Annotated in this window: 9 protein-coding genes and 1 tRNA gene; 3 read left to right on the top strand and 7 right to left on the bottom strand. The window is 44.8% G+C overall.

Annotated elements, in window-relative coordinates; genetic code table 11:
• Positions 1-13: 13 nt before the first annotated feature.
• From lpdA to NST58_RS10935, 3 genes are all read right to left on the bottom strand, one after another.
• Positions 14-1,702, bottom strand: coding sequence for a dihydrolipoyl dehydrogenase (gene lpdA, locus NST58_RS10945; RefSeq protein ID WP_339247733.1), 1,689 nt, complete (start codon positions 1,700-1,702; stop codon positions 14-16).
• A gap of 57 nt (positions 1,703-1,759) precedes the next feature.
• A complete protein-coding gene (locus NST58_RS10940) occupies positions 1,760-2,200 on the bottom strand; it encodes an OsmC family protein (protein ID WP_076125055.1) in 441 nt (146 codons plus the stop codon).
• Between the two features lie 172 nt (positions 2,201-2,372).
• Positions 2,373-2,456: transfer RNA gene (locus NST58_RS10935), tRNA-Leu, on the bottom strand.
• A 237-nt stretch (positions 2,457-2,693) separates the two neighbouring features.
• On the opposite strand from NST58_RS10935, the gene NST58_RS10930 reads away from it, so the two are divergent.
• Positions 2,694-3,455, top strand: coding sequence for a methyltransferase domain-containing protein (locus tag NST58_RS10930; protein ID WP_076276366.1), 762 nt, complete (start codon positions 2,694-2,696; stop codon positions 3,453-3,455).
• A 91-nt stretch (positions 3,456-3,546) separates the two neighbouring features.
• Here the strand turns inward: NST58_RS10930 and NST58_RS10925 are convergent, their stop codons facing one another.
• On the bottom strand, positions 3,547-4,725 hold the full coding sequence (locus NST58_RS10925) for an MFS transporter (RefSeq protein ID WP_248549329.1): 1,179 nt from the start codon (positions 4,723-4,725) through the stop codon (positions 3,547-3,549).
• A gap of 286 nt (positions 4,726-5,011) precedes the next feature.
• Here NST58_RS10925 and NST58_RS10920 point away from each other — a divergent pair, with 286 nt between their 5' ends.
• Entirely contained in the window at positions 5,012-6,727 is a 1,716-nt protein-coding gene (locus NST58_RS10920; RefSeq protein ID WP_076125049.1) for an ABC transporter ATP-binding protein, read from the top strand.
• Between the two features lie 338 nt (positions 6,728-7,065).
• Here the strand turns inward: NST58_RS10920 and NST58_RS10915 are convergent, their stop codons facing one another.
• On the bottom strand, positions 7,066-9,381 hold the full coding sequence (locus NST58_RS10915) for an endo-1,4-beta-xylanase (RefSeq protein WP_339247729.1): 2,316 nt from the start codon (positions 9,379-9,381) through the stop codon (positions 7,066-7,068).
• Between the two features lie 332 nt (positions 9,382-9,713).
• Between NST58_RS10915 and NST58_RS10910 the strand changes: the two genes are divergently transcribed.
• Entirely contained in the window at positions 9,714-10,142 is a 429-nt protein-coding gene (locus NST58_RS10910) for a hypothetical protein (protein WP_339247727.1), read from the top strand.
• On the opposite strand, the gene NST58_RS10905 is transcribed toward NST58_RS10910, so the two are convergent.
• On the bottom strand, positions 10,128-10,586 hold the full coding sequence (locus NST58_RS10905; RefSeq protein WP_339247724.1) for a hypothetical protein: 459 nt from the start codon (positions 10,584-10,586) through the stop codon (positions 10,128-10,130). The genes NST58_RS10910 and NST58_RS10905 overlap by 15 nt on opposite strands.
• Positions 10,587-10,767: 181 nt before the next feature.
• Entirely contained in the window at positions 10,768-12,213 is a 1,446-nt protein-coding gene (locus tag NST58_RS10900; protein WP_339247721.1) for a DEAD/DEAH box helicase, read from the bottom strand.
• Between the last annotated feature and the right edge of the window lie 22 nt (positions 12,214-12,235).

Below are 12,235 nucleotides of genomic sequence, written 5' to 3'. Positions count from 1 at the left end.
TACTTAGAACAACTTATCCTTGATGCAACGCCCCAATTCCTAAACCGAATGCAGCTTCATGAATTACTTCCCCAGTAGTTGGATGGGCAAAGATTGTCTGTGTAATCTGTTGTTCCGTAAGCCCATTGGCAATCGCAAGTGTAAGACTACTAATCAGAGAAGACGCATCGGGACCAATGATAGACCCTCCCACAATCTGTCCGGAGCCATTATCTTTGATTAATTTGATAAAACCTTCCGGTTCATTCATTGTCAATGCTTTTCCGTTACTTGCAAAAGATACCTTACTCACACGATAGTCCAGCCCATTCTCCTTACATTCATCTTCCAACAGCCCGACGCTGGCAATCTCTGGAGAGGTGAAAATTACATTCGGTACCGCGGAATAATGCATATCTTGGGATTCACCGAGTAAGGTGTTTACAGCCGTAATGCCCTGATGTGAAGCAACATGAGCAAGCTGAATAATGTTAGTTACATCGCCAATCGCATACACATTTTCTACATTTGTACGCATTTGTTTATCAACGGCAATACCTTTACCACGTTCATTTAGTTGAATACCTGCTTTTTCGATATCCAGACCCTCTAGGTTAGGCTCGCGTCCAATAGCGACCAATACTTTTTCACTAACTAGCAAATGCTCACCCTCACTATTCTCATAGGTTACAATCGCCTGACCATCATCCGCACGTTGGATTTTGGAAACTTTGGAGTTGGTATGAATATGAATCCCAGCCCGCTGAGCTAAACACATAATTTCTACCGAAATATCACTGTCCAGCATCGTTAGCAGACGGTCCATAAATTCTACAACATGAACTTCAACTCCTAGGTTACGGTAAATGAAGGCGAATTCCATGCCGATAACCCCGCCACCGATGATAGTTATTACCTTTGGTAACTCTTCGCAGGCGAGCGCTTCAGTACTGTTCATTACAAATGGCAGATCAATTCCTGGGATATTCACCTTGGAAATCCTCGAGCCTGTTGCCACAATGATATTTTTTGCTGAAATACGGTAACTATTTTCGCCGGTTACCTTCACTTCATGCGCCGATAGGAACGAAGCGTGGCCGCGAACAACCTGAACACCGTTTTTTTCCATTAAATAACCAACGCCGGAGACCAATTTCTCTTTGACTTCATTTTTACGACGAATAACCTGCTTCATATCCACTTGAAGATCAGATCCTGTTGTTATACCAAACAAAGAGGAGTTTTTTATTTCATGACAGATTTCAGATGATTTGACTAAAGATTTTGTAGGGATACAGCCAACATTTAAGCAGGTACCTCCTAATTCTTCTTTCTCAATCATCGCTACCTGAAGTCCTTTTTTTGCTGCATAAATAGCGGCAACGTAACCTCCTGGTCCTGCTCCAATGATAAGCAAGTCAGGGTTTATAGCATGAGTTTGTTGCACGGCGACTGCAGGTTGTGGGACAGATAATTGGACCGGAGCCTCCACCTGGATTGGATTTACTTCAAATAAGACTTGATTTGAGGCAATCTCGCCCCCCTCTTCAAATAATATATTGATAATAATACCCTCTTCTGCCGCTTCAATCGATCTGTTGCCTTTTCCAGTTTCAATCTGTACCAAGGTATCTCCTGCAGATATCTTGTCTCCGATATTTACATTTATCTTGCCTGCTTTCCCCTTTTTGCCACCTGGAATCATAGACATTTTTATTTCCATCGTTATGCTCCTCATATCCTTGAGGGGACTCATAAAGAGCCCCCTCAAGCGAATGTATTAGTGAATGACTACGCCTGCTTTTACCAGCTTCACACCGTTAGCAAGACAATCTCCAACAGGACATGTCTTTTCGATAAAGTCTGCAAAAGCATCTGCCTTTTCTTGGCTTTCGTTGGTTTTAAAATGCATAACAAAACGAATTTCTTGGAAACCATTTCTCACATCTGCAAGACCCATGAAACCATCCGGATCTAAGTCTCCTTCAAGTTCAACATAAAATTCTTCGAAGCTAAAATCGTTAGCGTCTGCAAAGGCACTAGCGACAATGGACTGACATGCACCAAAGGCACACAATAACGCCTCGACGGGATTCAAACCAACATCGGTCCCCCCCAAATCCTCTGGTTCGTCCATAATAATCTTAAAACCTCTAGAATTGGTTTCAACTTGCATTCCATTAGGCAGTTTTTTAGCTGTCGCTTTAAAAGTAGTTAACATATGTATTACCTCCTCCTTAAGATTGTGAAAATAATAACATAGTAATCGATGAATATCAATACTTAGCTAAGTAAGTATTTTTTCGAAGAAGAACTCGAACCTGATTCAATAAAAAAACAGGTTTCCAATCTACCTGAATAGGTAAATCAGAAACCTGTTTTTGTTGGTAGGATGCGGTCAAGAGGACTCGAACCTCCACGATATTGCTACCACTGGCACCTGAAGCCAGCGCGTCTGCCAATTCCGCCATGACCGCATATTATGTAACTGGCGACCAAAACCGCCTGTACATAATACTATACTCCCTCTGCATTTAAAACGCAAGGTTTTTGTGTTATTGAAATAGGCTTCATATAGACTCATAGGCACAACCAATCAATATTATTCAGTTTATATATTTCTATTATAAAGCCTCCTATGGTACAACATAGATAAAGTAAGGCGCTATGACGGAGATGTCGGAATAATCGATCAATAGAAAGGATGAATACTTATGAACCAGCAGTGGAATACCCAAACCTATGATACTGATATGGCCTTTGTGTCTCAGTTTGGAGAATCATTAATTGAGCTGCTTCACCCACAGCCAGGCGAACAGATTATCGATTGGGGCTGTGGAACCGGGGATTTGGCGGCAGCCATTGCTGCTAGGGGCGCCACTGTGACAGGTATTGATGCCTCTGCCGAAATGATTCAGACAGCCCGTGACAAACATCCCCATCTAAGCTTTGTCTTAGCTGATGGGCAAACTTATGTCGCGGAACAGCCAGTCGATGCTGTGTTCAGCAACGCTGCCCTTCACTGGCTAACAGACGCAAACGGAGCGGCGGCGTCCATCGTGGCCAGCCTGCGGGTAGGCGGCCGTTTCGTGGCCGAGTTCGGTGGACTGGGTAATATTGCTTCCATCGTCGCTGGCCTTCCACAAGCTTTTGCAGCCATTGGCTGTAGTCATAAGCTGCATTTGCCCTGGTACTTTCCAAGCGTTGGCGAGTATGCAACTCTACTAGAGAAGCACGGACTGACCGTGGACCTCGCTCTTTGTTTTGACCGGCCAACACCACTGGAAGGCTTGGAGCAAGGATTTCAGCGGTGGCTGAATACTTTTGCCGATGGAATCTTAAGCGTGCTCACACCCACCGAACGCGCAGAAGTTCTCTCTTCTATGGAACAGAAATTGAAATCCAAGCTATATCAGGACGGCCGCTGGGTAATGGATTATCGCAGAATCCGGATTGTTGCTTACAAACGAAGCTAGAATAGATAAGAAATACTTCTCATGTTCAATAGCCAAAAAAAGAGTGCACTGGCGCTTAACACGCGCTAGCACACTCTTTTTACACGGGATCCTATTTTCTATCTCCAACGTACCGATCACTGCCAGCGCCAAGTCCCACAACCATCAAGAGCACACTTGCACCCAGCAGTAAAATCAATGGCACCGTCCAGCTGTTCGTTACATCATGCAGCCAGCCGAATAATGCCGGTCCCATTGCTGCCAGTACATAACCCACAGATTGGGCCATTCCTGACAGCTCCGCCGCTTCTTGCGTGCTTCTTGTTCTTAGACTGAAGAACATCATCGCAAGACCGAAGGCAAATCCTCCGGCAATACCAAAGCATACCGCCCAGACAGCCATTAAAGCGCCGCTGCCTTGCCAGATGCCACCTAATGCGATGAAATAAAGAACAGCAGTGATTATAACTAGAATACGTTGGTTCTTCATCCGGCCTGCCCACAGCGGTACGAAGAAAGTAAAGGGTAGCTGTGCCAATTGCATGAGCGAGAGAAACCAACCCGCATTACTCGACGACATTCCCCGTTCACCGAGAAGAACCGAAAACCAGGCAATAAAGACGTAATAAAGCAGTGACTGTAAGCCCATAAAGATCGTGACTTTCCAAGCAAGAGATGAACGCCACATATTTTTGCTTGAGGCTGCACTCTTAGAGCCGGTTCCTTGATTAAGCTTACGCATTTGCGGAATCCAGAACACTGTTGCTAGAGCTGCGATCATAAACCAGATGGCCAAGGTCCCTCTCCAACCGAATCCAGCATTCGTTGCCAGCGGTACACTAATTCCTGAGGCAATAGCTGCGCATAAATTCATAGAAACCGTGTAGATACCTGTCATTAGCCCGATTTTGTGAGGAAACTTCCCCTTAATAAGACCTGGAAGCAGTACATTACACACGGCAATGGATAATCCAAGTATAGCAGTACCTGTGAACAACAGACCTGCTCCAGATCCCGAGCGAATTAGAATTCCCATAGCCAGCATGACCATGGCAACTAATAACACATTAGCTAAACCAAAACGGCGGGCCAGCTTTGGAGCAAACGGGGACAAGATGGCAAAAGCCAATAATGGTAAAGTAGTAATAGCTCCTGCTAGAGTATTGGATAAGCCGAGGTCATCCTGAATCAATTGTATTAATGGACCCACAGAAGTAAATGGAGCCCGCAGCGCTGCAGCGATAAAAATAATTCCCAGCACAAGCAGCCAGCGATCATACTTGCTGTCCATTAAGCTATTATTCTGAATGTGTCCTTCGCTTTGTGAAGCTTTCATCGTGTATCCTCCTAAATTACAAACAAATAACCCCGCCAAGCACAGAGCTTGTCAAGGATTTGAAATATTTTAAACACTATGAACCATCATCTACTATTCTATTAGAAGTTACAACCCTTAAGTAATTTTATACCCGAATTATTGACAAAACCGCTGACCATCTTTAGTATCCATATCATCGGGTAGTTGAGAATCAATTTCATTTGAACTCATATTTAAACCACAGAAAAGAGTGAACAGAATGCTTCGAAGGTTTTTTTCCTACTATCGTCCGTATAGAAAACTATTTATATTGGATTTCTCCTGCGCTGTTTTTGCGGGACTGCTAGAACTGGCTTTTCCGGTAGCCGTCAATAAATTTATTGATGATTTGCTTCCTGGTCAAGATTGGCCGCTTATTCTTATCGCTTGTGTTGCGCTGCTGGCGATTTACGCCTTAAATACGGTGATGCAGTATATTGTCACTTACTGGGGTCATATGCTGGGCATAAATATCGAAACTGATATGCGCAAAAAAATGTTTGACCATATTCAGAAACTCTCGTTCCGATTCTTTGATAATAATAAAACAGGCCATCTAATCGGAAGAATCACCAATGACTTAAATGATATCGGCGAAGTGGCGCATCACGGTCCTGAGGATGTATTTATTGCAATCATGACCCTTGTCGGAGCCTTTCTCCTAATGGCTGATATTAATCTTAAGCTGGCGATTATTACTTTTATTATCGTTCCAATTATGGCTTGGGTAATCATCTACTTCGGCCGCAATATGACTTCAACTTATCGCCAGCTATTTGGAAATGTAGGCAGTTTCAATGCCCGTATCGAAGACAATGTCGGCGGGATTCGGGTCGTGCAATCTTTTGCCAATGAGCAGCATGAACAAGAGCTATTCGCAGTAGATAATCAAATGTTCCGCAAAACAAAACTTATGGCTTATAAAATCATGGCTAGAAGCTTGTCCGTCAGCTATATGATGACCCGCCTCATTACCATCCTGGTGATGATCTGCGGCGCATGGTTCTTCATCAATGGTGAGCTGCAAATCGGTGAATTTGTGGCGTTTATCTTGTTGTCGAATATCTTCTTCCGTCCTATCGAGAAAATCAATGCCGTGATCGAAAGTTATCCTAAAGGAATTGCCGGCTTCAGACGTTATCTGGAGATCATTGACACGGAACCTGACATCAGTGACAAACCGGATGCCGTGGAGATCAACGCTTTGCGCGGTGATATTACATTCCAGGATGTATCTTTTGGATACGAAGAGAATCGTCCGGTTCTGCAAAATATAAGCCTTAACGTAAAGGCTGGCGAAACCATTGCCTTTGTTGGGCCGTCCGGCGCAGGCAAAACAACAATCTGCAGCCTGCTTCCGCGCTTCTATGATGTCACAGCCGGGGCCATCACGATTGATGGCATCGATATCCGTGACATGAAGCTGGAATCGCTGCGCAAACAAATCGGGATCGTGCAGCAGGATGTTTTCCTGTTCTCCGGGACAATTCGCGAGAATATCGCCTATGGGAAACTGGATGCAAAGCTGCCTGAAATATGGGAAGCTGCGCGACGTGCTCATCTGGAGGAGCTCATTCAGAATCTGCCAGATGGAATGGAGACAGTCATCGGGGAGCGCGGTGTGAAATTGTCCGGTGGACAAAAGCAGCGCCTGGCTATCGCTCGCATGTTCCTCAAGAATCCGCCGATTCTGATTCTGGATGAAGCTACTTCCGCGCTGGACACAGAGACCGAAGCCGCGATTCAGCAATCCCTGGCTGATCTGTCCGTAGGCAGAACCACACTCGTCATCGCTCACCGTTTGACGACAATCAAAAATGCCGACCGGATTATGGTCGTGAATGAAGAAGGAATCGCTGAACAAGGCAGACATGAAGAACTAGTCCATGCTGGGGGAATTTACAGCCGTCTGCATCAGGCACAATATAACTTTTAAAAAGTAATTTGCCACAGCTGGGCAAAAATGAAGCAAGCCTAGTCACCATGTTTTTGGCGACTAGGCTTGCTTTTTCACGTAACTCCTCTATTTGCAGCAAACGTGATGCTTGATTAAGGAATTCCTCCCTGATTTTCTTTGGTTTATTGCTCTAACCCCTGCAATCAGGGAAAACCTCCCGCAATTCACCCCAATTTACTCATAATAGTGGAATTCAGGCGATATTTAGGGAGGATTTCTCTGAAAAGCTAAGTAACCAGCATAAATCAACTATTCTCAGGGAGGTTTTCCCTAAAAATTAAAAACGGCACAATTAAAGCTCAGTTCCCCTAGTTTCGCTATTGCGGCTCTGTTCCCCATACCAGCACTCCGTTCCGATAAAGGGTCACCTTGTTCCAATCCGCATAAGCGGTCTGAAGTGAATTAAACGAATAATCATTGGCCTCGTTAAAATTGCTCCAATCTGTCTTGTGTATCCGGGTCTGAATATCCCCGGAAGTTCCTCCAGCGGCAAGCATGCCCGCACCTGCGTTGAATTTCACTTCCAAATAGTAATCTGCTCCCGTTCGAGGCGTGTCCAGCTTTACAAAGCTGCCTGCTACCTTGCTGTTGCCGATCTGGGCATAATCACAGAAAAAGGATTGCGGCTTGTCTCCATCGATCGTATACCAGTAACGGATGCTCAGCTCGCTAAGATCGACTGCAGTTGTGCCGTTATTTTTAATATTAAAATAGGGCTTCATCTGGTTGTCATTTGGGTTAGTATCCGCTGTCCGATACGCCACTGCAAGCCCGGTGACCGGTTCGACAGGCCCCGAGCCTTGCGGTGTAGCCATCGCTTGTACAGAATTGCTGCTCGTACCCGCACTATTGACAGCATTCACAACATAATAATAAGTCGTTCCGTTGCTAACCGCCGCATCGCTATAGCTCGTCCCGGTAGCCGTAGTCAGAGTGGTATAAGGGCCACCACTCGTAAGTGACCGTTTCACCGTATAGGAAGTCGCGCCCGCCGAGGTGCTCCAGCTAAGATTCACGAGCCCATTGCCTACAGCTGCATTCAAGTTAGCAGGAGCTGCTGGAACTACGGGAGCTGCCACTGTCTCCAATACAGACCAGTAGGCCGGCTTAGATTGAAGGCGCTCATCGAACAATAAAGGCCAATTGTTACGGGCTACCGGATAAGTGCGCAACCAAGTATTACTGTCATCCTTCCCCCAGAGAGTGACATTCGTGACCGTATCCGTGTGCCGCAGGAAGATCTCAAATAATGATTTGTATAAAGCCGCTTGGCGCTGCTTCAAATTATCAGGGAAGATCTCATAGGCTTGAGAATTATCAGAATACACACTAATATCCAGCTCAGTAATATGAGTTTCCAGCCCTAAAGCCTTGAATTTGATAATCGAATTCTCGATTTCAGAGAGCGAAGGATAATACAAGCTGATGTGCGTTTGATGCCCTACTCCGTCAATAGGAACCCCTTTGGCCTGAAGTCGTACAATCAGATTGTATAGCGCCTGGCTTTTGGCTGGCTCATGCGTATTGTAGTCATTGATGAACAGTTTTGCATTAGGATCAGCTTCATGAGCGAACTGGAACGCCTTCTCAATATACTCTTCACCCGCGATCTGGTACCACAGGCTGCGGCGCATGCCATCCGATTGTGAAGTGTCAATCACTTCGTTGACGACATCCCAAGCATAGATTTCACCTTTATAACGTTCCATAACGGTCTTAATATGACTCTTCATCCGCTCATATAACACCGTTTTGGAGACCAAATTACCGCTGGCGTCACGGAACACCCAATCCGGTGTCTGCGAATGCCAGACCAGGGTATGTCCACGTACCTGCTGCCCATTTGCGGTAGCAAAAGCTACTGCCGTGTCAGCTTCAGCGAAATTAAACACACCTTCCTGCGGCTCCGTGCTATCCCATTTCAGAACATTTCCTGGCGTTACACTATCAAAATGCTTGTCCAACAATTGCCGATCCGGAGCTGTCAGCAGCTCACTATTCGTAAACGCCGAGCCGATCAGAAATTTGTTTGCAAACACATCCTTCAGCGAAGGAATTGCATCCTCGATGACAATTGGACCGAGATCCAGTAGCTTTTCCAATCGAAAATCATCCAAATAAAAAGAAGTTGTCGCGCTACCCGGCACTTCAAAATAAATAGAAAGTTGATCTGCCGGCTCCAATAGCTTGTACTGCGCCTGAAGCTTCACCCAACCGTTCGCTGTCACTGCTCCAAAGGTCAAATTGTCATAATGAATGGTAGCAGGTAATGTCCGCTGCAGTGACATATAGATATTCGCGTTAGATGATCCGGCAGGCAGCTTCACCCATCCAATAAACACATAAGTTTGTCCCACTTCCAGCTGGCTAGTCACATCCAGTGAAGGTCCATGCCACGTTTTTGTTCGGCCGCTTACCCCCAGGCCATATGTGCCGCTGCGTGCCGCATCTGTTTTGGCTGTAAGCACCTCAACTTCCCCACGTCCACTCCAACCCTGAACAGTGCCATCTTCAAAATCGCTTTGCTGAATAAGCGTGTTCTCCGCATGTGCGGGTGCAGCCCAATACGCAGGTACAAGCAAACATAAAACCAAAACAAAATTAAGCGCTTTCAAAAAAGTTCCTTTTTTCATCGCTTCGATTCTCCCTTCTGAGTTAGGTTCGAACCTTATGGCTTCGTTTCTTCCTGTCCCCGATACCGCTCGGGCCACACCACCTTCCTCATAAAAAAATCAGAGCCTATCCTCAGGAGGAACCAAGCTAGGCAGGTCATCCGTGAAGTATGGGCTCTATATCGCCATAATATCACATTTGTTTCCATTTATGGAACTAAAATTAATTATTTTCGATCTTATCTTACTTAAGCTGAACGGATCTGCGTTATCAGATCCGTTTAGCGTCGAAAAAACCCAAGAGACGACACCATTATGGTGTTGTCTCTTGGGTTACATAACATGCTGACTGAATGTACGGGATTTTTCCCGTACAATTCGGTATTTCCAGCTGGTTCAACGCATTGTACGGGATTTCTACCGTACATTTCGGCGTTTCCAGCAGGATCAGCGCATTGTACGGGAGTTCTACCGTTCATTTCGCCACTTCCAGCTGGATCAGCGCATTGTACGGGATTTATACCGTTCATTTGGACGTTTCCAGCAGGATCAGCACATTGTACGGGAGTTCTACCGTACATTTCGCCACTTCCAGCTGGATCAACGCATTGTACGGGAATTATACCATTCATTTGGACGTTTCCAGCGGGATCAGCGCATTGTACGGGATTTTTACCGTTCATTTCGGCGTTTCCAGCAGGATCAGCGCATTGTACGGGATTTTTACCGTTCATTTCGGCATTCCTGGTATGTACAAGAACATTATGCTAGTCAGCTATTGATTCTTCTTTCGTTACTATCATGATCAGTAGTAAAAAAATCAAAACTAGTTGAATACCTAAATATATTATAGGAAAAAAATAGATAAGACTTATCTGATCAAAGTCAGGCTTAATATCAAAAAAACTTAAACCAACAACCCCTGAACCACTTGACTCTTTTCCTTGTAATTCTTTTAAATAAAATAGAATTCTCATGCTAGGAACAATACTAATAACTAACCAAGAAATGTTGTACCTAAGCTTTTCCGTCTTTAAAGCTATCTTGCAAGACACATTCAGGAGAATTATTGGGGCTGCATACATTATAAACATTTGTTTTACTACTTCTACTTCCAACTTCCCCGTTTTCATTCCCAAAAGGTAGATAATAATTAAATGCAAGAAAACAACAATGGTGACTTGTAGGAGTACTTTCATCCTTGTGCTTCTTAATTCACCTTTCAATCTATCACCTCTCACAAGTTATATTCTATTTTCTATAATTTTACAATGAAAAAATGGAGATACTGAGATACAACAACAAATAAAAAGAGAGCCGTGTGGTGAACACGACTCCCTCTTCATATAAACCGCATCAGTAGCGGCATATTTGCAAGGAGCTTAGCAATAAGCTGTCATCCTTGACTTATTTTTTCGCAATATGAACCTTCAGCTGCTTGCCCTTCACGGTGGTCTCTCTCATCGCTTGCAGCACCATTGCGCCTTTACCGTTCAAAATATCCACATAGGTCACATTGTCCTGAATCGAGATAATCCCGATATCTTCGGCGGAAATACCTTCAAGCTTTGCTATTGTGCCGACAAAATCGACGGCTCTTAGCTTCTTTTTCTTGCCGCCGTTGAAGTATAGCTTCATAATCTCTTTGTTTAAGCTTTCGCTTTTGTCCTTCTTGCGGACAGGCTGCTTATTGATCTTCTGCTCGAACGCTTCCTTTGCGTAGGCCACTGCGTCGTCCGAAGGAGCTTTCATATGCGGAATGCTGAAGCCAATATAGCTTTCGATTTCAGTTACCCACTTCTGCTCATTCGGAGTGACAAAAGTGATCGCTTTACCTGTCTTGCCTGCACGCGCGGTTCTGCCTGTACGATGCACGTAGCTTTCTTTTTCCAGTGGTATATCGTAATTAATCACATGGGTGATATTCTCGATATCAATCCCTCTAGCCGCCACATCGGTAGCGATTAAATAGCGGAATTGCCCTCTTTTAAAAGCATTCATGACCTCAAAGCGCTCATCCTGCTCCATACCCCCGTGGATCTTATCACAAGGATATTCCAGATCCGCCAGTCCTCTGAATACAGCATTCACCTGCTCCTGCGTACGGCAAAAAATAATACAGCTATCCGGATTCTCCACCGTTATGATATCGCTTAGCAAAGAGAATTTGGCAGCTTGTCTCACTTCAATCAACGCATGTTCAATCGTAGCCGTCGTAATTCCACTTGCCTGAATCTCGATATCTGTTGGATCGCTCATATATTTTAGGCACAAATTCTTAATGACTTCGGGTAAGGTAGCTGAGAATAACATCGTTACTCGCTCTTTGGGCAGCTGCTTAATGATCTTCTCGATCTGCTCAATAAAGCCCATGCTCAGCATTTCGTCAGCTTCATCGATGATCAAATATTTGATTCGATTTAGCGGAAGTGTGCCTCTTTCAATATGGTCAAATACGCGTCCAGGCGTACCTACGACAACATGTGTTTTTTGCGTAAGCTCTATCTTTTGAGGGGCAAAGGGCTGCTTGCCGAAGAGAGCAACTGCTTTAATCCGTTTAAAACGTCCGATGTTCGTAATATCCTCTTTCACCTGCATCGCAAGCTCCCGAGTTGGCGTAAGAATCAAAGCCTGCGGCTTATTCTCCACCCAATCCACCAGATCGCAAAGCGGAATACCATAAGCTCCCGTCTTGCCACTGCCTGTTTGCGATTTCACAATCAGATCCTTTTGCCGCAAAGCCACAGGAATTACCTTGCTCTGTACCTCCGTAGGTGTCATAAATTTCAGAACATCCAGTGCTTTAATTATCTCTTCGTCTAACTCATAATCTCTAAATTGCAATTCACTCATCGTTCAACCTCTTCTATGCCGA

This window comes from Paenibacillus sp. FSL R10-2796, assembly GCF_037965315.1.
GTDB lineage: Bacteria > Bacillota > Bacilli > Paenibacillales > Paenibacillaceae > Paenibacillus_AQ > Paenibacillus_AQ odorifer.
Note: the sequence above shows the minus strand (reverse complement) of the source record. Positions and strands in the feature narration are given on the sequence as shown.

What these genes read in the sequence shown, in the direction of transcription:
- NST58_RS10915 (WP_339247729.1), bottom strand. Translation starts at nt 9,381, where the DNA reads ATGAAAAAAGGAACTTTTTTGAAAGCGCTTAATTTTGTTTTGGTTTTA.
- NST58_RS10940 (WP_076125055.1), bottom strand. Translation starts at nt 2,200, where the DNA reads ATGTTAACTACTTTTAAAGCGACAGCTAAAAAACTGCCTAATGGAATG.
- NST58_RS10930 (WP_076276366.1), top strand. Translation starts at nt 2,694, where the DNA reads ATGAACCAGCAGTGGAATACCCAAACCTATGATACTGATATGGCCTTT.
- NST58_RS10925 (WP_248549329.1), bottom strand. Translation starts at nt 4,725, where the DNA reads ATGGACAGCAAGTATGATCGCTGGCTGCTTGTGCTGGGAATTATTTTT.
- NST58_RS10910 (WP_339247727.1), top strand. Translation starts at nt 9,714, where the DNA reads ATGTACGGGATTTTTCCCGTACAATTCGGTATTTCCAGCTGGTTCAAC.
- NST58_RS10920 (WP_076125049.1), top strand. Translation starts at nt 5,012, where the DNA reads ATGCTTCGAAGGTTTTTTTCCTACTATCGTCCGTATAGAAAACTATTT.
- lpdA (WP_339247733.1), bottom strand. Translation starts at nt 1,702, where the DNA reads ATGGAAATAAAAATGTCTATGATTCCAGGTGGCAAAAAGGGGAAAGCA.
- NST58_RS10900 (WP_339247721.1), bottom strand. Translation starts at nt 12,213, where the DNA reads ATGAGTGAATTGCAATTTAGAGATTATGAGTTAGACGAAGAGATAATT.